We start from the raw sequence: 24,735 nt of genomic DNA on the forward strand, positions 1-24,735 counted from the left end.
TCGACTTTGTTATGGCCGGTGTACGCGTCGCCGTCGGCATCTCCGTCGCGGTAGGCGGACCTTTCGCGTCCGTCAGTGGTCCCTACTCGCCGCGGAGTTCGCGAACGTGCCGGACGCGTCCCTCGACGAGGTCGGCCGTTCCGATGTCGTGTCGGACGCGAAGCCCCTCGCCGGCCGCGTCGAGGGCGCGTTCCGCGATCTCCTCCGCCGCCTCGATCGTTTCCGCGAGGCCGACGACCGCGACCGACCGCGAGGTCGTCGTGTAGACGCCGTCCTCGCGCTCGTCGACGCTCGCGTAGAACACCAGCGCGTCCCCCGCGCTCGCCTCGTCGATCTCGATCCTCGTCCCCGCGCTCGGATCGTCCGGGTACCCCTCGGGTACGGCGTACTTACAGACGGTCGCCTCGGCCGACACGTCGAGTGCGGGGAGCGACTCGCCCTCCCGCGCGGCGACGAGCACGTCGAGAAACGGCGTCTCCAGCGTGGGAAGCGTGTTCATCGCCTCCGGGTCGCCGAAGCGCGCGTTGAACTCGATCACCTTCGGCCCCTCGGCGGTGAGCATGAACTGGCCGTAGAGGACGCCCTTGTAGTCGGGCAGGGCGTCGACGACCGCCTCCATGATCTCGACGGCGTCGTCGTAGTCCGACCCGGTCATGAAGGGGAGGTGGAAGGCGGCGTCGCTGTAGCTCCCCATGCCGCCCGTGTTCGGCCCCTCGTCGCCCTCGTAGGCGCGCTTGTGATCCTGCACCGCGGGCGTCGTCCGGAGGTCGCCGTTCGCGACGAACCCCTGGACGGTGAACTCCTCGCCGACGAGGCGCTCTTCGAGCACGACCCGGTCGTACCCGGACTCGCGGAGGTACGCCTTCGCCTCCTCCTTCGTCACCTGATCGCCCGTTACCTTGACCCCCTTTCCGCCGGTCAGGCCCGCGGGTTTGACGGCGAGGTCGCCGTCGTACCCGTCGACGTACTCGCAGGCGGCCTCGACGTCGTCGAACGTCTCGAAGTCCGGACAGCCCGGCACGCTCTCGTCGCGCATGAACCGCCGCTGGAACGCCTTGTCGGTCTCGATCCGCGCCTCGGCCTCGCGCGGGCCGAACGTGTAGACCCCCGCGTCGTCGAGCGCGTCCGCGACGCCCGCCGCGAGCGCCTTCTCCGGGCCGACGACGGCGAGCGTCGCGCCGACCGCCTCGGCGTACGCGACGACGCCCGCCGTGTCGGTCTCGTCGACCGTCTCGAAGCCGTCCGCCAGCCCCCTGATACCGGGGTTCCGGTTGCTCGCGCACGCGTAGAGGTCGCAGTCGTCCGCCAGCGCGCGGGCGATGGCGTGTTCGCGCCCGCCGCCGCCGATCAGGAGCACGGTCTCGGTCATGCCCGGAGTGTGTATGCACGCCGGTGTAAACGTTACTCTTGGAATCCCGTCAGTTGTCCACGTACGTGGTCATATTCGGCCCGCGTTGTCGATTCGGTCGCGGCCGACCGCCGTCCTCACGACCGATTCGCGCCCCCATCGTTCGCGCGACGGCGGGTGTTTTACTGGCTGGAGCGCGTACCCCGGGTATGAGCGATCCCGCGGGCCGCAACCGACTGGGCGAGGAGGAGAGCCCGTACCTCAGACAGCACGCGGACAACCCCGTCAACTGGCAGCCGTGGGACGAGGCGGCCCTCGACGCCGCCCGCGATCGGGACGTCCCGATCTTCCTCTCGGTCGGGTACTCGGCGTGTCACTGGTGTCACGTCATGGCCGACGAGAGCTTCGACGACGAGGAGGTCGCCGCGGCGCTGAACGACCGGTTCGTCCCCGTGAAGGTCGACCGCGAGGAGCGCCCCGACCTCGACAGCGTCTACCAGACGATCTGCCAACTGGTGACCGGGCGGGGCGGCTGGCCGCTCTCGGTCTGGCTCACGCCCGAAGGGAAGCCGTTCTACGTCGGCACGTACTTTCCCCGGGAGGGAAAGCAGGGGATGCCGGGCTTTCTCGACCTGCTCGACGGCCTCGCGCACTCGTGGGAGGCCGACCGCGAGGAGATCGAAAACCGCGCCGAACAGTGGACGCGGGCGCTCGCGGACCAGCTGGAGGAGACGCCCGACGCGCCGGGCGACGCGCCCGACGCCGAGGTTCTCGGGACCGCAGCGGAGGCGGCCCTCCGGAGCGCCGACCGCGAGTACGGCGGCTTCGGGCGGGGGGGTCCGAAGTTCCCCCAGCCCGGCCGGATCGAACTCCTGCTCCGCGCGCACCGGCGGACGGGCCGCGAGGAGGCGGTCGCGGTCGCGACGAAGACGCTCGACGCGATGGCGGACGGCGGGCTGTACGACCACGTCGGCGGCGGCTTCCACCGCTACGCGACCGACCGCGAGTGGACGGTGCCCCACTTCGAGAAGATGCTGTACGACAACGCGGCGCTGCCGGCCGTGTACCTCTCGGGCTATCAGGCGACCGGGCGGTCGCGGTACGCGCTCGTCGCGCAGGAGACGTTCGCCTTCGTCGAGCGGGAGCTCACCCACCCCGACGGCGGATTCTACAGCACGCTCGACGCGCAGAGCGAAGTCCCTCCGGATCGCGCCGCCGAGCGCTCGCGCGCCGGCGAGGAGGGGGCGTTCTACGTCTGGACGCCGGAGGAGGTGCGCGACGTCCTCGACGATTCCGACGCCGACCTCTTCTGCGACCGCTACGGCGTCGCCTCGGGCGGGAACTTCGAGGGGGGAACGACCGTGCTCACCGTCTCGACGAGCGTCGCCGACCTGTCGACGGAGTACGGGATGGACGAAGCGACCGTCCGCGAGCGACTCGCGGACGCCCGCGCCGCGGCGTTCGACGCCCGCGAACGCCGGCCCAGGCCCGCCCGCGACGAGAAGGTGCTCGCCGGGTGGAACGGGCTCATGATCTCGTCGTTCGCGGCGGGCGCGCGCGTGCTCGCCCCCGAACTCGCCGGGAACGCGGCCGCGGCGCTCGACTTCGTCAGAGAGCGCCTGTGGGACGAGGACGCGGGGCGACTCAGCCGCAGGGTGATGAACGGCGAGGTGAAGGGAGCGGGGTATCTGGAGGACTACGCCTTCCTCGGCCGCGGCGCGTTCGACCTCTATCAGGCGACCGGGGAGGTCGACCACCTCGCGTTCGCCCTCGACCTCGCGCGCGCCATCGAGTCGGAGTTCTGGGACGAATCGGCGGGTACGCTGTACTTCACGCCCGCGAGCGGCGAGCGGCTGGTCACGCGTCCGCAGGAGTTGCACGATCAGTCCACCCCGTCGAGCGTCGGCGTCGCGGTCGGCCTCCTCTTCGACCTCGCGCACTTCGCGCCCGACGCCGACTTCGAGGCGATCGGCGAGCGCGTCCTCCGGACCCACGGCGACCGAATCCGGGCGAGCCCGCTCGAACACGTCTCGCTCGCGCTCGCGGCCGACGCGCACGCCCGGGGCGCGCTCGAACTCACCGTCGCGGCCGACGAGATGCCGGCCGAGTGGCGCGAGGTGCTCGCCGGCCGCTACCTCCCGGGTGCGATCGTCGCCCGTCGGCCGCCGACCGAGGCGGGCCTCGACGGGTGGCTCGACGAACTCGGCCTGGACGACGCGCCGCCGATCTGGGTCGGTCGCGAGGCGACGGACGACGAGCCGACGGTGTACGCCTGCGAGGCGTTCACGTGCTCGCCGCCGCAGACCGACGTCCGAGCGGCGCTCGACTGGGCGGACGAGAACTGAGTCGCGTCGCGCGCCGTCGCGCCCTCGTTGGTCAGCGATCGCCACCCGTCGATTCGCGATCGTCATCCGACGGTAGGCGGTCCCGCCGCCGAAAGCGTTGAACCGTTCGCACCCGTACGGGTACTGGAGGTAATCTGCGGTCCGACGCGCGCTGCGGACCGTCGCGGGGGTGGTATCATGGATGCGAACGGGTTGACCGACGGTGCGAGCACCGCGAAGCGATCCCCGGAGGAAACCTTCCGGAGAGCGAAGCGCGGGCTCCTCGTCCATCCGCCGCTCGCGGTCGCGCTCTGGCTTTTGGTCGGCGGCGCGACGGACCTCCCCCCCGGCCGCGTCCGGTCCTTCCTCGTGAGCGCGGTGCTCGTCTTCGCCCTCTTTCAGTCGTTCGTCGCGGGCGCGGTCGTCGTCGACTTCGTGAACGCGAGCCGGTACCATCCGACTTACCGGACGTTCTTCGGGGTCGTCGGGCTCCTGCTCGGGTTGCTCCTGCTGACCGCGGGGTTTTACGGGACGTTCTATCCCGACGTCACGGACGACTGGCGCGAGGGGGCGAACGAGCGGGCGGAGCAAACGCGGGTCGCCGTTGCCACCGCGGAAACCGCGGAGGAGGTCAACGAGCGGTTCGACGTCCTGCTCGAGGCCGAGGGGTACGCCTCCGCGATGACCGTGATCGCCGCGGTCGGACCCGTTCTCGTCGGCGCGCTCGGCGCGGTGCTGGCGGCGTTCGGATACCTCGGCGTCAAAACGGGGCCGCCGCGCGAGCACCTCACGTAGCGATCCGTCGGCTCGACCACTCTGTCGCCGGATTCGACGCCGCAGTCGCCGATCGTCGGCCCTCGTCGGCTCCGACGGACGCGGCCGCCGAAGTCCGGCGGCGCTTCAGGCCGACGCGTCGACCCCGTCGATCCGCTCCGCGAGGTACGCCGCGATCGGCACCGGCTCCTCCTCGACGAACCGGGCGATCTCCTCGCCGCCGCGTTCGACCACGACCGTCGGGATGTACTCGACGCCGTACTCCTCGACGCCGGGGCCGACTTTCGTGCCGTCCTCGGCCTTCTCGACGGGGTAGTGTTCGACGCGTTCTCCGGACGCGCCCGCGGCGTCGAGGGCGGCGGCGAAGTCGGGGAGCTGCCGACGGCAGTCCTTGCACCAGTCGCCGGCCCACACCTTGAACACCAGTTCGTCGTCGGAGAGCGCGTCCACGATTTCCTCGTGGGACGCCGCGTCCCACGTCGGATTCGGCTCCATCGTTTCGAGCGTCATTGTCGCGAGGGTAGCGTTCGAGGGGTGTTAAGACCCGCGTTCCCGGCGACCGGTCTCGGTTCGCCGGCGACCCCCCACGATCCGAAGCGCCCTACCGCTGTCGCCAGCGGTTTACGTCGGGACGTCGTACCGACTCGAAAATGGACGCGAATATCCTCGACACCATCGGTTCGCCGCTGGTTCGGGTGAACTCGCCGGCGGGTTCCGTGATCGCGGCCAAGATCGAATCGAAGAACCCGGGCGGCTCGGCCAAGGACCGCCCGGCGCGCTTTATGATCGAGGCGGCGGAGCGCGAGGGGCGGCTCGAACCGGGCGACCGCATCGTCGAGCCGACGAGCGGCAACACGGGCATCGGCATCGCGATGGTCGCGGCGGCGAAGGGCTACGACGCGACCATCGTCATGCCGTCGTCGAAGTCGCCGGAGCGGCGGCGCATCATGCGGGCGTACGGCGCGGCGATCGAACTCGTCGACGGTACCATCACGGACGCGAAGGCGCGCGCGGACGAACTCGAAGCCGAGGAGGGGATGGTCCAGCTCCGGCAGTTCGAGAACGAGGCGAACCCCGAGTCGCACTACCGGACGACCGCCGAGGAGATCGTAGAACAGATCGGCGACCGCGAGGTCGACGCGCTCGTCGCCGGCGTCGGCACCGGCGGGACGATCACCGGCGTCGGCCGCCGGCTCCGAGAGGAGTTCCCGGCGATCGAGATCGTCGCGGTCGAACCCGCGGAGAGCGCCGTCCTCTCGGGCGAGGAGCCGACCGGCGACAGCTTCCAGGGGATGGGGCCGGGCTTCGTCAGTCCGAACCTCGACACCGACCTCCTCGACGACGTGGAGGTCGTGACCATCGAGGAGGCCGAGGCGGAGTGTCGCCGCCTCGCCCGCGAGGAGGGCATCCTTGTCGGCCAATCGAGCGGCGCGTCGAACGTCGCCGCGAACCGCGTCGCGGAGCGGATCGCCCGACCCGGGGCGGACTGCCCGGACGCGCCCGACGAACTCGCCGCCGACGGCTTCGGCGACGACTGCCCCCTGATCGTCACCGTCTTCTGGGACAGCGGCGAGCGGTACATGTCCACCGGCATGTTCGACGACTAGGTACGAGAGCCGGCCGGGGCAGTTCCGTCGCTCACGGCGTCACCCGCTGAACTCCGATTCGGTCACGCGAACGACGACCGTGTCGTCGACCTCCCTGAGGTCGTACGTCGGGATCTCGCCGTCGACGCGCGTGAGGAACATCGGTTCGACGAGCCGGCCGTCGGCGACGCCGTACACCTTCAACAGGTCGTCGGTTTCTGCGGGATCGACCGACCCGTCCCTGACGGCCCTCGCGAGCGGCCGCGAGAGCCACTCCTCGTCGCTGACGCTCGGTTCGAGGACGAGCGCGGCGTCGACGAATCGGACGAGGTACCAGTTCAGGTCGTTCAGGAGCGACACCGCCGCGCCGACGCTGACGGTGTCGGCGGCGATCGCGTTCTCGAACGGCTCGCCGAGGTCGTAGGTCGAAAGCGCCCGCCGGGAGGTCTCTCTGGAGAACAGCTCGTACCGAAGGTTCACGTCCGGCTTTCCGACGAGACAGACGCGCGTCACACCCGACCGAAGTCGGCGCCCGCCTAAAGCGATTCCGATGAGCGGTTCGTCGGGCGAACGCGCCTACGTCCCGCCCGGTACCGTCGCCGCCTCGCGGCGCAGTCGGTGCACGTCGAGGACCTCGGCGTCGACCGCGAGGGCCGCGGCTCGATTGAGCAATCCGTCGGGTTCGGCCGCTTCGACCTCGTCGAGGCTCGCGTTCGTCTCGGGGTACGAGGGGGCGACGCGCTCGCAGCCGACGGGGAGCGTCGAGTCGTCGAACGTCCCGATCCGCCGCGCCCGCTCCGTGACGTCGGTCTTGTCCCGCGTCAAGAGCGGCCGGTGGACCGGCAGCGTCGCCGCCGCGTCGGTGACGGCGAGGTTCGGCCCCGTCTGGCTCGACTTCTGCCCGATCGACTCGCCGGTGACGACCGAGTGCGCGCCGATCTCCCGGGCGATCGCCTCGCCGATGCGGAGCATGGCGCGGCGCAGCGAGAGCATCCGCGTCACGCCGATCTCGGCGGCCATCTCCGCCACGAGATCCCCCGCGGGGACGACGCGGAGCCGCACGTCGTAGTTCGGGGCGTACCGCGCCAGCCGACAGGCCACCGAGACGGCGCGGGCGCGGTGGTCCGGGCCGCCGTAGTCGCCGAGGTCGACGTAGACCAGTTCGACCGCGCAGCCGCGCTTCATCGTCTCCCACGCGGCGACCGGCGAGTCGATGCCGCCGCTGAGGAGGACGACGGCGGTCCCCTGCGTCCCGAGGGGCAGTCCGCCCGGTCCCGGCCGGCGCTCCGTGAACACGAACGCCTCCTCCTCCCGACAGTCGACGCCGTAGGTCACGCTCGGGTCGTCGAGATCGACCGGCGCGCCCGCGACCTCCTGGATCGCCCGACCGCCGTCGCGTTCGACGTCGCCGCTCGTGAAGCCGTGTGCCGCCTTCGGTCCGGCGCGGCGCGCTCGCACCGCGAAGCTCCCCCCGGGGTGAGCCGCGGCGGCCGTCCGGAGCGACTCGCGGATCGCGTCGAGCGTCGGCGGGCAGGTCGCGGCGGGGCTCGCGGAGACGACGCCGAACGCGTCGGCCGCCGCGTCGGCGGCGGCGTCGGGGTCGTCGGTGCGGACGAACAGGCGCGACCAGCGGCGCTCGACGGTTCCCCCTACGTCGCGATCGGCGAGCAGCGCCTCGACGTTGTCGCGGAGCCGCCGCTCCATGTCGGTTCGAACCTTCGCGCTCTTGATCCCGATCTCGCCGTACCGGACGACGACCGTGTCCGCTTCGAGGGTCACTGGGTGAGGGTACGCCGGCGAGGGGATTAAGGGGCTTCGACCGGGCGGTGCGGTCGGAAAACCGGAACGAGTCGACCGAACGACCGGAATCGAGCGATCCCGGCTCAGAACGTCGAGAGGTCGCCCTCGATGGTCTTTCGCGTGACGGACGTCACGTCTGCGAGTTCGCGGTCGACGATCGCGCGCACCTCCGCCTCGATGTCGGAGACTGAGACGCCTTCCTCGGTGACGATCTGGGCGTCCGCGACGTGCGGCTGGTCGATCGGCCGGCCGATCTGGCTCAGGAGGCGGACCTGCAGGTCGCGGATGCCGTCGACCTCGGCGACGACCGTCTCCGCGATCTCCGTCGAGAGGAGGTTGTAGATCTTCCCGATGTGGTTGACGGGGTTCTTCCCGCTCGTCGCCTCCATGCTCATCGGCCGGTTCGGCGTGATCAGCCCGTTCGCGCGGTTGCCGCGACCGACGGAGCCGTCGTCACCCTGCTCCGCGCTCGTGCCGGTCGTCGTGAGGTAGATCGACCCCTCCTCGTAGTTGTCGGCGGTGTTGACCTCGACGCCGACTTCCCGATCCGTGTACTCCCGCGCGAGACCCCACACGAACTCCTGGACGCGCCCGACGGCGGCGTCGTACGCGTCGAGGTCCGCGACGTACCGGTCGATCATCGCGGCGGCGACCGTGATGTCGATGCGGTCGCCCTCGCGCTTGCCCATGATCTTCACGTCGGGACCGAGTTCTGGGTGATCCGCCGCGTACGTCGTGTTGAGCTCGCGTTCGGCGTTGCGGACGATCCGCTCCGTCTCCGTCAGGGGCGCATGACCGACGCCGAAGCTCGTGTCGTTCGCCATCGGAACGGTCGCACCCTCCTCGCCGAACACCTCCTGGAGGTCGCCGCTGCCCTCGCCGAGGCGGACGTCGACGACGATCTCGGTGCCGAACTCCAGCTCGGGAACCTTCTCGTTCAGGTAGTCGCGCGCCGCCGCGAGCGCGACGGAGTCGACCGGGATCTTCTGCCCGTCGTATTCCCGCGTCGCGCGTCCGACGATGAGCACGTAGATGGGCTCTATCACCTCTCCGCCGCCGAAGGCGGGAGCCGCCGATCCGGCGACGAGCTGCGTCTCGTCCGTGTTGTAGTGGAGCACCTTCCCGACGCGATCGATGTACGTCTGCGACAGCGCCCGGGAGACGCTCTCTGCGATCCCGTCGCAGATCGAATCGGGGTGGCCGATCCCCTTCCGCTCGACGATCTCGACCGCCTGGTCCTCCACCGCCGTCCGGTCGAGCTCCGCGATCTGGATGTTCCGCGTGGTCATTGGTCCGAACTTCTACACGCCGGATGCTATAACTTGCGGAAACCTCCAGCGAGTGCAAGATTACTCTTGGTTATTTTCCCGCAGCAGTAGCCCGAGGTACGAGGTTCGGATCCCCTCGTCGGGATCGAGATCGAGCGACCGCAGCACCGCGACAGCCCCTTTCCTCACGGATTCGACGCGGTCTTCGGTCGCCTCGCGTTCGACCTCCACGAACTCCCCCAGTCCGTCGACGCGGTCGAGCGTCACCGCGTACCCGTCCAGCGAGTAGCGCTCCCGCTCCTTTTCGACGACCGCGGCCTCCTCGAATCCCAACCCGCGCAGTATCCCGGCCATCGCGCCGTCGTCCGCGACCTCCGTCTCGAACTCCTCGCGCGTCTTCGACTCGGCCTCGACGAGCGGGCCCTTGTACGTGACCTTCGTGGCCGATTCCGCCTCGCCGTCGCCGTCCGCCGGCGTCTCCCGGCGAATCCTGAGCGCCTCGTCCGTCTCGGCGAAGTCGCGGTGGGGTGCGTCGTAGTAGGTGTCGCGCTGCGCGACCGCCGCGACGCGCTCCGCGCCTCGTTCGTCGAGTCGCCGCCGCGCGGTGACGTGGTCGGCCCGGACCTTGAGTTCGACCTCGTACATGGGTGTCGGATCGGGCGACGGGGGCAAAAGACGCCCGCTCTCGGATCGGCGGGGACATAAACGGCCTACCTGTGAGGGAACAACGCTCTTTCCGCGTTCGACCGTATACGAGCTATGGTACCACTCGACTCGGTCACCGGGGCGCGAACGCGCGGGCGGTTCGGACCGACGGGCGTCGTCCGATGAAGCTGTGCGACGTGACCCTCCGCGAGGGCGACCAGATGCCCGGCCGATCGTACTCGGTCGAACAGAAAGCCGAGGCGGGCCTGGCGCTCGACCGCCTCGGCGTCGACTTCGTCGAAGCCGGCTTCCCGGCCACGGGCGAGAAGGACCGGCGCGCCGTCGCCGAACTGGCCGACGCCGCCGAGGCGGACGTCGCCGCGATCGCCCGGGCGGTGCCGGCCGACGTGGAGGCGGCGCTCGAAGCGGAAGCGGACGTGATCTCCGTGTTCGGGCCCGTGTCGTCGCTGCAACTGGAGCACGCCCTCGGGAAGACCCGGGAGGAGATGCTCGACGCGATGCGCGACGCGGTCGACCTCGCGCACTCGGGCGGCGCGCGCGTCCACCTCAGCCTCGTCGACGCGTTCCGAACCGAACGCCGGTACGTCGTCGACGCCTGCGAGCGGTTCTCCGACGCCGAGTACGTCGTCCTCGCCGACACGGTGGGCGTCCGCACGCCCCGCTCGGTCGCGAGCACCCTCGCGGCGCTCGGCGAGTCGGTCGACCTCGGGCGAGTCGGCGTCCACTTCCATCAGGATCTCGGGGTGGCCACCGCGAACGTCCTCGCCGCGTACGAGGCCGGCGCGGGCAAGGCGGACGTGAGCGTCGCCTCGCTCGGCGAGCGGGCCGGCAACGCCGCCCTGGAGGAGGTCGTCGTCGCCGGAACGATCGAGCACGGCGAATCCTTCGGCGTCGACGCAGCCCGTCTCGTTCCGGCCTGTCGCGAGGTGCTGTCGGCGCTCGGCGAGCGCGTCGACGCCAGAAAGCCGATCCTCGGTCGAGAGGTCGCAGAACACGAGTCGGGCATCCACACCGCCGCGATGCTCGGGGAGCCGGGCGTCTTCGAGCCGTTCGACCCCGCCGACTTCGGCGGCGAGCGGCGGCTCGTCTTCGGGGCGGGGACGGGCCGCGGCGGCGCGCGCGGGCTGCTCGAACGCGCCGGCTTCGAACCGACGGACCGGCGGGTCGAGTCGCTGCTGTCGGCGCTCGCGGACGAGGGGCCGATGGGGACGGACGGGGCGGTCGCGCTCGCGCGGCGGCTGTTCGGCTGACCCGCGTTCGGCTCCGCTCTACCCCTTCAGCTTCGACGCGAAGTTCTCCCGGAGCTTGTCGAGCTTCGGCGGGATGTGAACCGCACAGTACGCCTGCTCCGGGTTCTTCTCGTAGAAGTTCTGGTGGTACTCCTCGGCCTCGTAGAACGCCTCCAGCGGTTCGACCTCCGTCACGATGGGGTCGTCGTACGCGCCGGCCGCCTCCAGTTCCTCGATGAGGGCCTCCGCCGTCTCCCGCTGCTCGTCGTCGTGGTAGAAGACGGCCGAGCGGTACTGCGTTCCGACGTCCGGCCCCTGTCGGTTGAGCGTCGTCGGGTCGTGGATGGTGAAAAAGACCTCCAGCAGCTCCCGGTATCCGATCTCGTCGGGGTCGTAGGTCACCTGCACGACCTCCGCGTGGCCGGTTTCGCCCGAGCACACCTCCTCGTACGTCGGGTTCTCGGTCGATCCGCCGGCGTAGCCGGAGACGACGGATTCGACGCCCCCGAGCCGCTCGAACGGGGCCTCGATGCACCAAAAGCAGCCGCCCGCGAGGGTCGCCTGCGCCGCTGTTTCGCGTTCGCTCATCGCGTCCCCCTTGGTGCTCGACGCGTTAAGCGTCTCTGGTCGATCGCGATCCCGCGCGCTCGCCGGCGGTGCGGGCCTCGATCCGTCCCTCGCGTCGACGTTTCGCCGACGGGGTCGAAACGTGATTCTTAAGGGCGGCACGGGAGACGTACCCTACATGAGCGATGAACAGCAGGCAGAGTCGGCGGACGAGCGCGGAGACGCCGACGCATCGGACGAAACCGAAGGCGGGATCCAACGCGACGACTTCGTCAGGCTCGACTACACCGTCCGGACGGTGGAGGAAGGGACCGTCGTCGACACGACGAGACAGGACGTCGCCGAGGAGGAGGGCATCGACGACGAGGACTACGACTTCTCCCCTCGCGTCATCGTCGTCGGCGCGGGCCACGTCTTCGAGGCGGTCGACGAGGAGATTCAGGGGAAAGAGCAGGGCGACTCGGGCACCGTCGAGATCCCGGCGGCCGAAGCGTTCGGCGAGTTCGACCCCGACGACGTCCGGACGATAAGCGCCGAGAAGATCTCGGAGGACGACCGCTACCCCGGCGCGCGCGTCACCATCGACGGCCAGCAGGGGCACCTCGAAACGATCATCGGCGGCCGCGCCCGCGTCGACTTCAACCACCCGCTCGCCGGCGAGGACCTCGAATACGACTACGAGATCGTCGGCGTCGTCGACGACCGCGAGGAGAAGGCGCAGGGGCTGCTCGGCATGTACCTCCAGCAGTCGCCGGAGGTCTGGATCCAGACCGACGAGGTCGAAGAGGAGACCGTCGTCGAACCCGACGAGGACGAGGAGGAAGGAGAGGACGAGGACGCGGAACCCGAGACGGAGATCGAAACCGTCGAGAAGGAGACGCTGTACATCGAGGCGACGCCGCAGATGACGATGAACCAGCAGTGGCTGTTCTCGAAGCAGCAGATCGCCCAGGACGTCATGGATCGCCTCGACCTCGACCGCGTGATCGTCCAGGAGACCATCGAGGGGATGGGCGGTATGATGGGCGGCATGGGCGGCATGATGGGTGCCGGCGGCGCGGACATCGAGGAGGCGCTCGAAGACGTCGACGTCGACGCCGACGAGATCGTCGAGGAACTCGAAGGAAGCGAGGCCGAGGAGACCGGAGACGTCGAATCCGACGCTGACGCTGCCGACGGTGACGACGCCGACTCCGCCGACGAGGCGGACGAGTAGTAACTCCACGCGCGCGTCCCGAAACCGCGGTTTTCTTTATCGCCTCGCGCACAGTCGCGCCCATGGACGCCGCAGCGGAGCTGGACATCACCGACGACCTGCTCGTCGCGGGCGTCGCGGCCGGCTGCACGATCGCGCTCACCGCCGCGCTGAAGTACGGTCTCGGCCTCGACGCGAGCCTCGTCGCGCGGCTCGCGCCGCTGTACGTGTACTTCCTCTACGTCTTCTCCCGCAAGGGCGGGCCGTACGGCCGGTACGACACGCCCGCCGCGTGGTCAGTCCTGCTCGTCGCGGTGACGGCGGGGACGGCGCTGTTCTACGTCGCGACGGGGTAGGCGTCCGAACCGCGCAGGCCGATATCGTGGAACCGCGCTACGCGATGTCCCGGCTGGTGTCGATGGTGACCCGCTCCGCGAGGGTGAGCTTGATCGTCTCGTCGAGCGCGGCGCCGCCGCGGAACTTCGGCACGGCGAGGCGGTTTTCGATCTCCGACCCCTTGACCCGCGTCCGCAGGTCGAACACGACGTCCGCCACGTGCGCCGTGACGTCGCGATTTTCGGGCACGGCACCGCCGCTGAGCGCGTGGAGCACCGCCACGCCGCCCGTGTTGACCATGTGGGTCTGGAGCGCGTTCAGGAAGTTCCGGTAGCGGGCGGGCTCCTCCCGTTCGAGCACGTCCACCGCGTCGACGATGAGGTTCGAGTCGTCGGGGAGCGCCCCGACTAGCCGGTTCGCGTGGTCGAGCGGCGCGTCGCTGCCCACGTCGCGGATCGTCGGCTTGCCGACGCGGGCGCTCGATCGGTCGAACGCGTCCTGGACGGCCTCCGCGGAGCGGATCGTCGTGAGGTAGAGCGTCCCCCGCGCCGCGGTGAGTTCGTGCAGGAACAGCTCCGACTGGCTCGCGGGGCTCGCCGACAGCAGGACGAGACTGCCGGCCGGGATGCCGCCGCCGAGCCGGCGATCGAGCACCGTGATTCCCGTGGGGAGCCGGCCGGCCATACCCCGAACGATGTATCGCGATCGTTATATGTCTTCCTCCACGTCGAGCGTCGACGCGAGTCGAGCGTACGCCCTCCGGAGGGCGGGGGCGGAGAGCACGGGCGGGTCGACCTCCGGTACTGCCGCCAGAATCGGACACCCCAGGAGGTCCGCGACGCGATCCGGCGCGAGTCGCGTCCGCGTCAACACCGCGCCCCGGACGGGCGTTCCGAGCGCCCGCGCCATGGCGGCGGTCTTCGCCGCGTCGCGCAACCCGGGCGCGCAGAGCGTCGACACGAGCAGGACGCCGTCGGCGACCCGCAGCGGCGCGGCCGCGTCGACGCTCGCGCCGGCTGGGCAGTCGACGAGCACCGTCGCCTCCGCGGACGCGAGGCGCGTCAGCCCCCGCCGGACGTCGGCGTCGCTCCCGACCGGCGGGGCGGGCAGCACCGACACGCCGTCACCGTCGGAGCACGGCTGCGCGGTGGCGACCGGATCGCTGCCGACGTCGGCGAGCGTCGGTTCGCGCTCGACCCCCGAAAGCGAGTGGAGGTTCGGCATGTCCCGGTCGGCGTCGACCGCGAGCGTCGATCCGGGGAGCGCGGCCGCGAGGCCGAGGGTGGTCGTCGTCTTTCCGCAGCCGCCCTTGCCGCCGCCGATCGCGAGCATACCGTCGGTGGTTCCGGCTTCGGATTTGAACCTGCGCAGGGCGAGCCCGCTCGGCTCGCTTCTCGGGGCGGACGGTCGTTAGCCCTTCGGACGGACCAGTCGTCACCCTTTCGGGCGGACCAGCCGCTCGAAGAACGGATCGGAGACGAGGAGCAACAGCCAGGTGTACATCGCCAGCCGCGCGCTGTAAAACGACACGCCGACGGAGAGGAGGAACACGCCCGTGGGAACGAGCGACTTGAGGACGCCGTAGCGCACCTGTTCGCGGTCGAGTCGGCGACTCGTCAGCCCCTCGTGGCTGGCCGCGTACCACCACAGGGCGGCGAAGACGATCCCGACGGCGGCCAGCGTGGCGGCGTAGAGTCCGACCGAGAACCGTCCGGTGTAGTCGCCGAGGAGCGCCGTCGTGAAGGGGATGAAGGCGATAAACAGCAGGTAGACGACGTTCAGCCAGAGCAGCTTCCAGTCGTAGCGGTCGATTCGCTGGAAGACCCGGTGGTGGATGATCCAGTAGTTCCCGATGATGAGAAAACTGACGACGTAGCTGACGACGTCGGGCCACTCGCCGAGGACGAACCCCACCGCCGTCGTCCCCGGCGGGAGGCGGTCCGGAACCTCGATGTTCAACACCAACAGCGTGATCGCGATGGCGAAGACGCCGTCGCTGAAGCCGACCAGCCGGTCGACCCCCCTCCTGTGTTCGGCGTCGGTCAGCGACTCGTCGTCGAACGCGTCGAACCCGTCGCCCGAGTCCGTCGACGATTCGGACCGTGACGAATCGGACGGCAGAGGGTCGTCCCGCGACGATTCGGACCGCGCCGGGTCGGACGCCGTCATCGCCGCCCGATCGCGCCCGAACGGGCTCGGATGCGTTTTCCGGCACCCTTGGCCGCGTCGGCGTTCAACAGGACGAACCCGAGGAAGACGAGGAGGAAGCCGACGGCCGCCTCGGGCGGGAGTCGCTCGCCGAGGAGCGCCCAGCCGCCGAGGACGGCGAAGATCGGGATCACGTACTGGACGAGGCTGGCGCGAGCGGGGCCGACGTCGTCGATCAGCTCGAAGTACAGCGCGTAGGCGATGGCGGTCGAGAAGACGCCGATGTAGACCATCGCGACGAGCGCCGTCTCCGTGAGGCGGACGGCCGCGAACGACTCGCCCGCGAGGAGGCTCGCGGCGTGCATCGCGGGGGCCGCGAGCGCCATCGACCAGGCGGTCTGCGCCGTGGCCGGTATCGACGACCCGGCTCGCCGGACGAGCACGCTCCCCGTGGCGATGCTCGTCGCGGCGAGCAACACGAGTTCCTCCCCTTCGAGATCGCCGCCGAGGAGGTCGCTCGGATTCGGTTGGACGACGATCGTCACGCCGATCAGCCCGACGACGAGCCCCGCGACGCCGGCGCGGGAGAGGCGCTCCGCCGGGAGGAGAAACGCCGCGAGGGCGGTCGCCAAAACCGGATCGAGCCCGTAGATGATCGCCGCGACCCCGCTCGTCGTGTACTGCTGGCCGAGGAACAGGAACGCGTTACTCGCGAAGACGACGAGCGCGCCGCCGGCGAGGATCGCGCGCGCGTCCCTCCCGGTGGTCGGCCGCCAGCCGTCGGTTCGGAGCACCACGTACGCCAAAAGCAGCGCGGCCGCGATGTCGATCCGGAACGCGGCGAAAAGAAGCGGCGGGAAGAACGCGAGGCCGGCTTTGATCGCGACGTAGCCGAACCCGAGCAACGTCGAGACGAGGAGAAACGCGACCGCGCTCCCGTTTCTTGTCAACGATATCTTATGTAGCATGACGGGATACAGGACTCCCGGCCAGCTAACGCTTCCGTCCGTCAATCGACCCGACATTTGCCGGCTCTGACTTTCGTTCGCCGCTCGGTCGAAGGCGATCGGCTCCCTTCCGTTCGCACCGACCCGTGCCGACCGAATCGAGTCGACGAGCGCCCGCCGGTCACCCGGCCGCTTCCGCGGCGCCGAACTTCCATCCACAGACAAGTATGGTAACGTAGAATTCAGGTATTTTTAGTAGTAATTCATGATAGTACGACAAAAATTACTATATGTTGTGTAAAAAATTGTCCCGGGTAGATATGACAGACGATCGTTTGACCGGTCGGCGGCTCTCTCGACGGCGATTCGTACGTGGAACGGCGGCGGCGGGTGCCCTGCTCGCCTACCCGTCTCTCGGGGGGCGGGCGGTCGGCGACGACGCCGCGACGTCGATCGACGTCGACTCGCCCGCGCTTTCGGTGACGGACAGGCTCGAAGACCGTCGGTACGTCGTCCCCGGGAGTCGGGCGTACGCGGTCGGCACGCAGGACGGTCGGTTTCCGGCGATGGGCTTTCACACCCGCGGGGAGATGGGCGGGATCTGGAGCCCGCCGATCAAGCTCCTCGACGGGATCTGGTTCGGTATCGACGGCGAGTGGTTCGACGCGGCGGAGCGCTTTACGAGCGGCTACGGCCACGTGGAGATGGACCTGCCGGACCGCGGTTCCTTGGAGATCACCCGGACGGAGTTCGCGCCCGACGGGACCCGCGCGGTCCTCTTCGGGCTGTCGTTCGCCGCCCGCGGCGACGACGAGCGGTTCACGCTGACGGTGGACGCCCACTCCGAACTCATGAACTCCTACCCGTGGGGCGAGACGGATCCCTCCCAGGAGGAGTACGACCTGGCCGACAGCGCCGAGTTCAACGGCGAACGGCTCGTGTTCCGCGACCGCGGCACGCCGCCCGTCGAGAACGCGCTGGAGCACGACTGGGCCGCCGTCGTCGGATCGACGCTGTCGCCGACCGACGGCGAGACCGGCGACGACTACCGCGGCCCGCAGGACCCGCCGGAGGTGTGCCCGGCCACGGGCGACGCGCCCGACCGCTGCGACGACACCGAGTTCGGAAACGGCGCGGGCGGCCGACTCAGCTACGACGTGTCGGTCGCGGCCGGCGAGACCGAGACGGTGTGGATCGCCGTGGCCGGGGCCGACTTCGACGGCCCCGATCCGGACGACGCGGTCGACGCCGCGATCTCCGAACTCGACGCCGCGCTCGCGGACCCGGCGGGCGAACTGGCGGCGAAAGTCGAGGACAGGCTCGACCTGCGCGAGCGCACGCGGCTCGACCTCCCGGACAACCCGGAACTGGAAGCGAGCATCGACTGGAGCAAGCAGAACCTCGCGGACTGCGTCCTCGAGATGGAGGATCTCGACATCCGCGAGACGAACGCGGGTGAGAACTACCCCGAACCCGAGGGCACGATCGACCGCGCGCGCTTCGTGGCCGCCGGCTACCCCGACTACCCGTGGCTGTTCGCCACCGACGGCGAGTACACGGCGTTCGCCAGCGTCGCGGTCGGCCAGTTCGGGCCGATCAAGGATCACCTGCGCGCGCTGAAGGAGGCGAGCGAGATCGACAACGACGGGAGCGGCAAGGTCGTCCACGAGGTCGTCTACGACGGCTCCGTGTACTTCGGTTCGAACGACGACGACGGGAACACGGACGAGACGGCGAAGTTCCCGAGCGCGGTCGCGCTCGTCTGGCGCTGGACGGGCGACGACGACTTCCTCGACGAGATGTACGACTTCGCGCGGCGGAACCTGGAGTACATCTTCGAGGAGCTGGACGAGGACGACGACGGCTGGCCGGAGGGGCTGGGCAACGTCGAGCGCGAGGGCATGGGCGAGGAGAAACTCGACAACACCGTCTACACGATCCGCGGCCTGTACGATCTCGCCGACATGGCGCGGGCGGTGGGCGACACGGCGACCGAAAAGCGGTCTCTCGCCCGCGCGAGGCGGCTCGAAAACCGGTTCGAGGGGACGTGGTGGTTCGGACGCGACGGCGCGACGCAGTACGCCGACTCGCTCGAAGACGGTGAGCCGGTGTTCCAGCGCCACTGGATCGGCGTCACGCCGATGGAGATCGAACTCGCCGACGAGGACGGCGAGGCGCGGCCCGGCCTCGCGTCGAACGAGCACGGTACCGCCGCGCTCGAAGAGCGCGAGGGCGACTGTTACACGGACGAGTACGGCATGTACCACACCGGGACCGGCCCGACCGAAGCCGAGGGCGGCAACCCCGGCTCGAGCTGCGACGACCACGTCTCGGAAGTCCCGTCCGAACGCCAGATCTTCACGCTCAACACGGCCGTCATGGCGGTCGGCGAGGGCAACTACGGGCGGCTCGGCGAGGAGCAACAGGAACGTTACCTGAACGCCAACGCCGCGCTGCAGCTCCGACCGGACGAACAGCCGGGCGCGATGCCGGAGATCGCGCCGTCGCCCGACTACGGCCGCTCGATCGACCTGCCACTCAATGAGCGGGCGATGGTCCTCCAGGCGTGGGGCGCGTACGGCACGGTCTGGCCCGTCGTCCACCAACAACTCGGCGTCCGACCCGACCTCGGACGCGGGCGGCTCTCAGTCGTCCCGCAGGTGCCGCCGCAGTCGTCGGAGCTCTCGGGGGAGAACGTCCGCCTCGGCGACGGTTGCGCGGCGGTGTCCGTCCGCGCCGACGGCTCGACCTACGAGACGGCCGTCGACCCCGACGTCGACCTCGACGAACTCGTCGTCGGTCACGCGGTCCCGCGCAACGCCGAAGTGTCGTCCGTCACCCTCGACGGCGAGGAGGTCTGCTACGAGACGCGCGAGACGAACAGGGGACTCGAGATCCTCGTCGAGGCCGATCCGAGCGGCGAGCGGACGCTGGTCGTCGAGACGCGGTAAGCGCCCCCGATCCGCACGTTCGCCTCCGCGGCCGTCGACGCCGCCGACGGTGCCGTTTTTGTCGCCGCGGTCTTATCGTCCCGCATGCGAGAGTTCGTCTTCGCGCTCGACTACGAACCCGACTCCAATCCCGTCGCCGACGTGCTCGCCGCCCACCCGGAGACGACCGTCAGGTCCCTCTCCTGTCACGTCACCCCGGAGAGCCTGTGGCGCGTCGACCACGCGACGGGACCGCCGGACGCGCTGGCGGCGCTCGAAGACGCGTTTCTGACAGCGGACTACTGCTCCGACTGCCTCGTCACCGAAGACTGCGGCGCGGACTGCGACTCGCAGGTTCTCGACCGGGCGGACGGCACGCTCGTCCTCTACACGTACTGGGCGCGGACGCCCGTCTGCACCTCCGTCCCCCACCTCGCGCTCGAACACCTCGGGGAGGGACTCCTCTTCGAGACGCGCCGCGAGGGCCGGCGCTACCGCTGGCGGATCGTCCTCTCGGACGCGGCGAACGTCCCCGGCTTCTTCGCCGCGCTCGGCGACGAGGTCGGCGAGTGCGCCGGCATGGAGATGATCCGCCTGACCGATCTCTCCCCGCGCCGCGCCCGGGCGGACGCGGACGAGGAACTCCTGCCGCGCGAACAGCGAGACGCCCTCCGCGCCGCCGTCGAGCACGGCTACTACGAGACGCCCCGCGACGTGGACCTCTCCGAACTCGCGGCCGATCTCGGCGTCCCACGGTCGACGCTCTCGTACCGGCTCCGCCGCGCCGAAGCGCAACTCGCGACGCAGTTCGTCGCGGGCGACGACCGGCTCGACTCGCTCTCGCCGACGGTTTGAACGGCCGTCCGAGCCGCCCGAGCGCGCGTCGCCGCTCGGATCGAAGCCCCGCGAGCCGACCGCGACCATTCGTCGCTCGCCAACCACGACTTGGCGCACGACAAATAACTCCTATCGGCCATCCGGACGTAGCGACGGTCGATGAGTGACTCCTCGGAACGGCCGCGGGCGGGGGCGACTCGGACGGTTCGGGCTACCGTCCCGGAGATGGACTGTCCGTCGTGCGCGGAGAAGGTGACGAAGAGCGTCGCCGCGCTCGGCGACGGCGTCCGAGAGATCGACGCACGCCCCACGACCGGCGCGCTCGTCGTCGCGTTCGATCCGGCGGACGCGACGGCGGAAGACGTGCTCGACCGCGTTCGGAAGGCCGGGTACGACGCGACCGCGGTCGCCGCCGACGAGTCGGATCGGTCGGTCGAGATCGCGGAGTCGGCCGAGATCTGGACGGGCCCCCGAGCCGTCAAAACGTGGATCGGCGCGGGCTTTCTCGCCCTCGGACTCCTCTTTCAGTTCCTCCTGCCCGGCCAGAACGCCGTCGTCGCCGCGCTCGGCGTCGAGTTCACCCTCGCGGACGCGCTCCTGCTCGCGGCGACCGCGAGCAGCGGCGCGCCGGTCGTCCGGAGCGGGTACTACTCCGCGCGCAACCGCAGCCTCGACATCGACCTGCTGATGGGGACCGCCATCGTCGCCGCGACCGGGATCGGCTACTACGTCGAGGCGGCGACGCTCGCGGTGCTCTTCAGCATCGCCGAACTCCTCGAAACCTACGCGATGGATCGGACGCGCGACTCGCTGCGCGAGCTGATGGAGTTGTCGCCCGACGAGGCGACGGTCCTCCGAGACGACGGGCGCGAGGTCACGGTCCCCGTCGAGGACGTTCACGTCGGCGACGTCGTCGCCGTCCGACCGGGCGAGAAGGTCCCGATGGACGGCGTCGTCGTCGACGGCGCGAGCGCGGTCGACGAGTCGCCGATCACCGGCGAGAGCGTCCCGGTCGACAAGGGGGAGGGAGACGCCGCGTACGCGGGGACGATCAACGAGACGGGCTACCTCGAACTCGAAGTCACGTCGGAGGCGTCGGACAACACCCTCTCGCGGATCGTCGAACTGGTTCGGGGCGCACGGGAGACGAAGACGGAGAGCGAACAGTTCGTCGACCGCTTCGCCGGGTACTACACGCCGGCGGTCGTCGCGCTCGCGATCCTCACCGCCGCGGTGCCGCCGCTCGCGTGGAGCGCCCCGTGGGAGCCCTGGTTCGTCCGCGGGCTGACGTTCCTCGTCATCGCGTGTCCGTGCGCGTTCGTGATCTCGACGCCCGTCAGCGTCGTCTCCGGCGTCACGAGCGCGGCACGCAACGGCGTCCTGATCAAAGGCGGGAACTACCTCGAAGCGATCGGCGAGGCCGACGCCGTCGCCTTCGACAAGACGGGGACGCTCACGCGGGGCGAACTCGCCGTCACCGACGTCGTTCCGCTGAACGGGTGCTCCGAGTCCGAGCTGCTGGCGTGCGCCGCCGGCCTCGAACGGCGGAGCGAACACCCGATCGCCGACGCGATCGTCGCGCACGCGGCCGACCTGGACGTCGACCCCCGCGACGTATCCGGGTTCGAGAGCATCCCGGGCGAGGGTGTCGTCGGCGAAATCGACGGCGAGACGTACTCCGTCGGCAAGCCCGCGCTCTTCGCCGAACTCGAGGACCATCCGTCGCACGCCGATCGGACGACCGACGGCGGCGTCGCCGATCCCACGATCGAGGGGACGCGCGCCGCCGATCCCTTCGGTCGGCTCGTCCCCGACCTCCAGGCGGCGGGCAAGACCGTCGTCCTCGTCGGCGCTGGCGCGACGGTCCTCGGGGCGATCGCCGTCGCGGACGAGATCCGTCCGGAGGCGAGGAGGTCGGTCGAACGCCTCCGCGACCGGGGCGTCGAACGGATCGTGATGCTCACGGGCGACAACGAGCGGACGGCGCGGGCGATCGCCGCGGAGGTCGGCGTCGAGGAGTTCCGGGCCGACCTGCTGCCCGAAGAGAAGGTCGACGCGGTCGACGAGCTGTCGGACGAATGCGGGACGGTGGCGATGGTGGGCGACGGGGTGAACGACGCGCCCGCGTTGGCGACCGCTTCCGTCGGGATCGCAATGGGCGCGGCGGGCACCGACACCGCGCTCGAAACCGCCGACGTCGCGCTCATGGGCGACGACCTCTCGAAGCTCCCCTACCTGTACGCGCTCTCGCGCAAAGCCAACGGCGTCATCCGCCAGAACGTCCTGGCGAGCCTCGGAACGAAAGCCCTCCTCGCGGTCGGCGTCCCGCTCGGCTACGTGAGCGTCGCGCTCGCCGTCGTCGTCGGCGACATGGGGATGAGCCTCGGCGTCACCGGCAACGCCATGCGGCTCTCGCGGCTGTCGCCGACGCAGTTCTCCGAGCGGACGTCGAAGTAGGCCGCCGACGGGATATCGTGGCGAACGTAGCAGTATATATTTCCTATCTTTTAAGCTAGAAAAGAATTAATGTCAACGTCTTCCTCCGCTCGGCCGGAGCATGAACCACTCACGACGCACCGTCCTGAAGCTCGCGGGCGCGGGTCTCGTCGGACTCGGCGGACCCTCGCTCGTCGGCACCGCCGCGGCGCAAACCACGTACACGGTCGACAGCGATCTCACGAACACCGTCTCGGCGACCGGGGCGGAACTCGACGAGGCGGTCCGAGGCGTTCGATCCGACAGTCCGCTCGTCGGCCTCGGCGACACGTGGGTCGCCGTCGGTAACGAGGAGGGAATAAACGCGGTCTACATGGCGGCCCACGCGGCGTGGGAGTCGGCGTGGGGGACCAGCACGATCGCCCAGGACAAGAACAACATCTACGGCTGGGGGGCCGTCGACAGCGACCCGTACGACGGCGCGAAGGCCTTCGACTCGTTCGACGAGTGCGTGCGGTACGTGATGCCGCGGATCAAGGACCTCTACCTGAGCCCGGACGGACAGTACTACACGTCGCACGGCCCGACCCTGCGGGGGATGAACGTACACTACGCGACCGACGACAACTGGGCCGACGGCATCGCGGGCGTGATGAACAGCATCGCCGACGAGCTCCCGTCCGGCGGCGACGGCGGCTTCGGCGACGGCGACCGCGTCGTCGCGACGGAGGGTCTCAACACCCGCGAGCAGCCGGGACTGGACTCCGAGGTCGTGGCGACGATGGCCGCCGGCTCCGTCGGCGAGATCGTCAACGGACCGACCGCCGCCGACGGCTACACGTGGTGGGGGATCCACTGGCTCGAACGCGACATCTGGGGCTGGTCCGTCGAGCAGTACCTCGATCCGGCGTAGCCGCGAGCTACGAATACCGCAATTCGAGTTTTTCGATTCGAGAGGATCCGCGAATTGTTCGCGAGCGGCGAGCACGCCGGAACCGACGCGTGACCGATCCGAGGGCTCACCGGCCCGCTCTCACCGCGACGACCGGACCGACCTCGGTTTCATATCGCAGAGTTTGATTTATTTACTCGGTGTCGGTCGCGATCGTCGCTTCGGTGGCAACCGGGCCGAGTGCGCGAGACGCGTCGCTCTTCCAGCAGGTGGCCCGAAAAACGCGCTCGCTCCACGGCCGCCGATCAATCGTGACAGCAGCCGCCCGCCTCGCCGCCGAAGTCGACCGCGAGCGGCTCCGAGATCGCCTCGTTGACGCCTTCGAGTCGGCTCTGGAGTTCCTCCTGCGCCTCCAGGTACTCGGCCATCACCGGCAGCGCGTGGAGCTCCTGCTGGGCGCGCTGGACCTTCTGGAGGCCCTCCTGCGTCGCCTGTCCGGTCTGCCGCGCGAGCATGAACTCCTGTCGGAGCTGTTCGAACTCCGAGATCGTCTCCTGTGCCTCCGCGTCGTTCTCGACGGCCGCCTTCGCCTCCTCGAAGGCCCGATACTCCGAGGTCTCGGCGATGGCGTCGCCCAGTTCCCGGCCGAGGTCTTCGATGGAAGTCGTTTCGACGCTCATGGTCTCGATTGGGACCGGATTCGTTTAGGCCTGCCGGATGCGCGCGTCGGTCGCCGCGACGCTCGGTTCGCTCTACTCTACCACTCGCTCCGCGAACGCCACCAGATCCGCCAGCTCCTCGGGGCCGACGCCGTGGGCCGCCTCGTACGCGCCGAACGCCACGTCCGCCCCCAGTTCGCGCAGGCGGCCGGCCGCCGCCTCCGCCCGGTGCGGCGGGATCACCTGATCGGCCGATCCCGCCGAGACGAACACCGGTTTGCCGTCGATCCCGTCGGGGTCGAGGGCGGCGTGTGACTCGGCGAGGTAGCCGTGGAGCGCGGCGACCCACGCGTACCGGTCGGGATCCTCCAGCAGGAGCGCGAGGCTCGTGATGGCCCCCTGACTGAACCCGAGCAGGCCGATCCGATCGGGGTCGATCGCGTACGCTTCCACCGCGGCGTCGACGGATTCGGAGACGAGGTCGAGGCTCCGGCGGAAGTCATCGCCGTCAGGCTGACTGCTGTGCAGGCCGCCGGCGGACGTGTCCAGCTCGTACCACGTGTACCCGCCCATCAGCCGCTCGGGGGCGCGGAGACTCACGACGCGAAGCTCGTCGGGAAACCGCCGCGCGAGAGGGAGCAGGTCCTCCTCGTTCGCGCCGCGGCCGTGCAGGACGAAGACCGCGGGCGCGGGTCCGTTCGACGTTCGCTGCGGCTCGACGTGGACGTGTTCGAGCGGGAGGTCGTCGCTCATACCTCCGATTGGGACGCGAGCCGCTTCAATCACCCAGTGA

23 protein-coding genes are annotated in these 24,735 nt (G+C 69.9%); 10 read left to right on the plus strand and 13 right to left on the minus strand.

The annotated features are described in order from the left end of the window. Positions 1 to 82: 82 nt before the first annotated feature. Entirely contained in the window at positions 83 to 1,369 is a 1,287-nt protein-coding gene (purD, locus tag C3L37_RS16415) for a phosphoribosylamine--glycine ligase (RefSeq protein WP_129115682.1), read from the minus strand. A gap of 188 nt (positions 1,370 to 1,557) precedes the next feature. Between purD and C3L37_RS16420 the strand changes: the two genes are divergently transcribed. Next, on the plus strand, positions 1,558 to 3,693 hold the full coding sequence (locus tag C3L37_RS16420) for a thioredoxin domain-containing protein (RefSeq protein WP_129115683.1): 2,136 nt from the start codon (positions 1,558 to 1,560) through the stop codon (positions 3,691 to 3,693). A 177-nt stretch (positions 3,694 to 3,870) separates the two neighbouring features. Next, a complete protein-coding gene (locus C3L37_RS16425) occupies positions 3,871 to 4,467 on the plus strand; it encodes a hypothetical protein (RefSeq protein WP_129115684.1) in 597 nt (198 codons plus the stop codon). Between the two features lie 105 nt (positions 4,468 to 4,572). On the opposite strand, the gene C3L37_RS16430 is transcribed toward C3L37_RS16425, so the two are convergent. Then, a complete protein-coding gene (locus tag C3L37_RS16430) occupies positions 4,573 to 4,956 on the minus strand; it encodes a thioredoxin family protein (RefSeq protein ID WP_129115685.1) in 384 nt (127 codons plus the stop codon). A 140-nt stretch (positions 4,957 to 5,096) separates the two neighbouring features. Between C3L37_RS16430 and C3L37_RS16435 the strand changes: the two genes are divergently transcribed. Further along, positions 5,097 to 6,053, plus strand: a complete 957-nt coding sequence (locus tag C3L37_RS16435; protein ID WP_129115686.1) for a PLP-dependent cysteine synthase family protein — start codon at positions 5,097 to 5,099, stop codon at positions 6,051 to 6,053. Positions 6,054 to 6,092: 39 nt separating this feature from the next. Here the strand turns inward: C3L37_RS16435 and C3L37_RS16440 are convergent, their stop codons facing one another. The 4 genes from C3L37_RS16440 to cyaB form a co-directional block, all read right to left on the minus strand. Beyond that, positions 6,093 to 6,545 (minus strand): DUF5804 family protein, encoded by a 453-nt coding sequence (locus C3L37_RS16440; RefSeq protein ID WP_129115687.1) that lies wholly within the window; start codon positions 6,543 to 6,545, stop codon positions 6,093 to 6,095. 63 nt (positions 6,546 to 6,608) lie between these two features. Beyond that, positions 6,609 to 7,811 carry a tRNA sulfurtransferase gene (locus C3L37_RS16445; protein WP_228546292.1) on the minus strand — a complete coding sequence of 401 codons (1,203 nt, stop codon included), beginning with the start codon at positions 7,809 to 7,811 and terminating at the stop codon, positions 6,609 to 6,611. Between the two features lie 104 nt (positions 7,812 to 7,915). Continuing rightward, entirely contained in the window at positions 7,916 to 9,121 is a 1,206-nt protein-coding gene (locus C3L37_RS16450; RefSeq protein WP_129115688.1) for a methionine adenosyltransferase, read from the minus strand. A gap of 60 nt (positions 9,122 to 9,181) precedes the next feature. Next, positions 9,182 to 9,745, minus strand: coding sequence for a class IV adenylate cyclase (cyaB, locus tag C3L37_RS16455; RefSeq protein WP_129115689.1), 564 nt, complete (start codon positions 9,743 to 9,745; stop codon positions 9,182 to 9,184). A 182-nt stretch (positions 9,746 to 9,927) separates the two neighbouring features. On the opposite strand from cyaB, the gene C3L37_RS16460 reads away from it, so the two are divergent. Further along, complete coding sequence (locus tag C3L37_RS16460; RefSeq protein ID WP_129115690.1) at positions 9,928 to 11,016, plus strand: LeuA family protein; 1,089 nt, start codon at positions 9,928 to 9,930, stop codon at positions 11,014 to 11,016. 18 nt (positions 11,017 to 11,034) lie between these two features. Here the strand turns inward: C3L37_RS16460 and msrA are convergent, their stop codons facing one another. Next, entirely contained in the window at positions 11,035 to 11,583 is a 549-nt protein-coding gene (msrA, locus tag C3L37_RS16465; RefSeq protein WP_129115691.1) for a peptide-methionine (S)-S-oxide reductase MsrA, read from the minus strand. Positions 11,584 to 11,740: 157 nt separating this feature from the next. Here msrA and C3L37_RS16470 point away from each other — a divergent pair, with 157 nt between their 5' ends. Beyond that, the gene (locus tag C3L37_RS16470) at positions 11,741 to 12,778 is read left to right on the plus strand and encodes an FKBP-type peptidyl-prolyl cis-trans isomerase (protein ID WP_129115692.1); all 1,038 of its coding nucleotides are present in this window, start codon (positions 11,741 to 11,743) and stop codon (positions 12,776 to 12,778) included. A 62-nt stretch (positions 12,779 to 12,840) separates the two neighbouring features. After that, complete coding sequence (locus C3L37_RS16475; RefSeq protein WP_129115693.1) at positions 12,841 to 13,113, plus strand: hypothetical protein; 273 nt, start codon at positions 12,841 to 12,843, stop codon at positions 13,111 to 13,113. A 37-nt stretch (positions 13,114 to 13,150) separates the two neighbouring features. On the opposite strand, the gene C3L37_RS16480 is transcribed toward C3L37_RS16475, so the two are convergent. The 4 genes from C3L37_RS16480 to C3L37_RS16495 all read right to left on the minus strand — a co-directional run bounded on the left by C3L37_RS16480 (position 13,151) and on the right by C3L37_RS16495 (position 16,209). Beyond that, a complete protein-coding gene (locus tag C3L37_RS16480; RefSeq protein ID WP_129115694.1) occupies positions 13,151 to 13,777 on the minus strand; it encodes an RAD55 family ATPase in 627 nt (208 codons plus the stop codon). Between the two features lie 24 nt (positions 13,778 to 13,801). Then, positions 13,802 to 14,425, minus strand: coding sequence for a MinD/ParA family ATP-binding protein (locus C3L37_RS16485; RefSeq protein WP_129115695.1), 624 nt, complete (start codon positions 14,423 to 14,425; stop codon positions 13,802 to 13,804). 102 nt (positions 14,426 to 14,527) lie between these two features. Further along, positions 14,528 to 15,262, minus strand: coding sequence for a TMEM175 family protein (locus C3L37_RS16490; RefSeq protein ID WP_129115696.1), 735 nt, complete (start codon positions 15,260 to 15,262; stop codon positions 14,528 to 14,530). Next, entirely contained in the window at positions 15,259 to 16,209 is a 951-nt protein-coding gene (locus tag C3L37_RS16495; RefSeq protein ID WP_164974781.1) for a DMT family transporter, read from the minus strand. The genes C3L37_RS16490 and C3L37_RS16495 overlap by 4 nt, the downstream gene beginning before the upstream one ends. Positions 16,210 to 16,508: 299 nt before the next feature. Between C3L37_RS16495 and C3L37_RS16500 the strand changes: the two genes are divergently transcribed. From C3L37_RS16500 to C3L37_RS16515, 4 genes are all read left to right on the plus strand, one after another. After that, positions 16,509 to 19,139 carry a hypothetical protein gene (locus C3L37_RS16500; RefSeq protein WP_228546293.1) on the plus strand — a complete coding sequence of 877 codons (2,631 nt, stop codon included), beginning with the start codon at positions 16,509 to 16,511 and terminating at the stop codon, positions 19,137 to 19,139. Positions 19,140 to 19,223: 84 nt separating this feature from the next. Further along, complete coding sequence (locus C3L37_RS16505; protein ID WP_129115698.1) at positions 19,224 to 19,973, plus strand: helix-turn-helix domain-containing protein; 750 nt, start codon at positions 19,224 to 19,226, stop codon at positions 19,971 to 19,973. Between the two features lie 141 nt (positions 19,974 to 20,114). Continuing rightward, positions 20,115 to 22,412 (plus strand): heavy metal translocating P-type ATPase, encoded by a 2,298-nt coding sequence (locus C3L37_RS16510; RefSeq protein ID WP_129115699.1) that lies wholly within the window; start codon positions 20,115 to 20,117, stop codon positions 22,410 to 22,412. Positions 22,413 to 22,512: 100 nt separating this feature from the next. Then, positions 22,513 to 23,304, plus strand: coding sequence for a glucosaminidase domain-containing protein (locus C3L37_RS16515; protein WP_129115700.1), 792 nt, complete (start codon positions 22,513 to 22,515; stop codon positions 23,302 to 23,304). A 284-nt stretch (positions 23,305 to 23,588) separates the two neighbouring features. Here the strand turns inward: C3L37_RS16515 and C3L37_RS16520 are convergent, their stop codons facing one another. Together C3L37_RS16520 and C3L37_RS16525 are read right to left on the minus strand one after the other, a co-directional pair. Further along, a complete protein-coding gene (locus C3L37_RS16520; RefSeq protein WP_129115701.1) occupies positions 23,589 to 23,963 on the minus strand; it encodes a YlbF family regulator in 375 nt (124 codons plus the stop codon). Positions 23,964 to 24,035: 72 nt separating this feature from the next. Further along, positions 24,036 to 24,695 (minus strand): alpha/beta hydrolase, encoded by a 660-nt coding sequence (locus C3L37_RS16525; RefSeq protein WP_129115702.1) that lies wholly within the window; start codon positions 24,693 to 24,695, stop codon positions 24,036 to 24,038. Between the last annotated feature and the right edge of the window lie 40 nt (positions 24,696 to 24,735).

Source organism: Halegenticoccus tardaugens (genome assembly GCF_004116405.1).
Lineage (GTDB): Archaea > Halobacteriota > Halobacteria > Halobacteriales > Haloferacaceae > Halegenticoccus > Halegenticoccus tardaugens.

Coding starts and splice junctions, on each gene's coding strand:
- cyaB (WP_129115689.1), bottom strand. CDS start 9,745: ATGTACGAGGTCGAACTCAAGGTCCGGGCCGACCACGTCACCGCGCGG.
- C3L37_RS16525 (WP_129115702.1), bottom strand. CDS start 24,695: ATGAGCGACGACCTCCCGCTCGAACACGTCCACGTCGAGCCGCAGCGA.
- C3L37_RS16450 (WP_129115688.1), bottom strand. CDS start 9,121: ATGACCACGCGGAACATCCAGATCGCGGAGCTCGACCGGACGGCGGTG.
- C3L37_RS16420 (WP_129115683.1), top strand. CDS start 1,558: ATGAGCGATCCCGCGGGCCGCAACCGACTGGGCGAGGAGGAGAGCCCG.
- C3L37_RS16510 (WP_129115699.1), top strand. CDS start 20,115: ATGAGTGACTCCTCGGAACGGCCGCGGGCGGGGGCGACTCGGACGGTT.
- C3L37_RS16480 (WP_129115694.1), bottom strand. CDS start 13,777: ATGGCCGGCCGGCTCCCCACGGGAATCACGGTGCTCGATCGCCGGCTC.
- C3L37_RS16495 (WP_164974781.1), bottom strand. CDS start 16,209: ATGCTACATAAGATATCGTTGACAAGAAACGGGAGCGCGGTCGCGTTT.
- C3L37_RS16490 (WP_129115696.1), bottom strand. CDS start 15,262: ATGACGGCGTCCGACCCGGCGCGGTCCGAATCGTCGCGGGACGACCCT.
- C3L37_RS16430 (WP_129115685.1), bottom strand. CDS start 4,956: ATGACGCTCGAAACGATGGAGCCGAATCCGACGTGGGACGCGGCGTCC.
- purD (WP_129115682.1), bottom strand. CDS start 1,369: ATGACCGAGACCGTGCTCCTGATCGGCGGCGGCGGGCGCGAACACGCC.
- C3L37_RS16470 (WP_129115692.1), top strand. CDS start 11,741: ATGAGCGATGAACAGCAGGCAGAGTCGGCGGACGAGCGCGGAGACGCC.
- C3L37_RS16460 (WP_129115690.1), top strand. CDS start 9,928: ATGAAGCTGTGCGACGTGACCCTCCGCGAGGGCGACCAGATGCCCGGC.
- C3L37_RS16435 (WP_129115686.1), top strand. CDS start 5,097: ATGGACGCGAATATCCTCGACACCATCGGTTCGCCGCTGGTTCGGGTG.
- C3L37_RS16515 (WP_129115700.1), top strand. CDS start 22,513: ATGAACCACTCACGACGCACCGTCCTGAAGCTCGCGGGCGCGGGTCTC.
- C3L37_RS16485 (WP_129115695.1), bottom strand. CDS start 14,425: ATGCTCGCGATCGGCGGCGGCAAGGGCGGCTGCGGAAAGACGACGACC.
- C3L37_RS16500 (WP_228546293.1), top strand. CDS start 16,509: ATGACAGACGATCGTTTGACCGGTCGGCGGCTCTCTCGACGGCGATTC.
- C3L37_RS16505 (WP_129115698.1), top strand. CDS start 19,224: ATGCGAGAGTTCGTCTTCGCGCTCGACTACGAACCCGACTCCAATCCC.
- C3L37_RS16425 (WP_129115684.1), top strand. CDS start 3,871: ATGGATGCGAACGGGTTGACCGACGGTGCGAGCACCGCGAAGCGATCC.
- msrA (WP_129115691.1), bottom strand. CDS start 11,583: ATGAGCGAACGCGAAACAGCGGCGCAGGCGACCCTCGCGGGCGGCTGC.
- C3L37_RS16475 (WP_129115693.1), top strand. CDS start 12,841: ATGGACGCCGCAGCGGAGCTGGACATCACCGACGACCTGCTCGTCGCG.
- C3L37_RS16520 (WP_129115701.1), bottom strand. CDS start 23,963: ATGAGCGTCGAAACGACTTCCATCGAAGACCTCGGCCGGGAACTGGGC.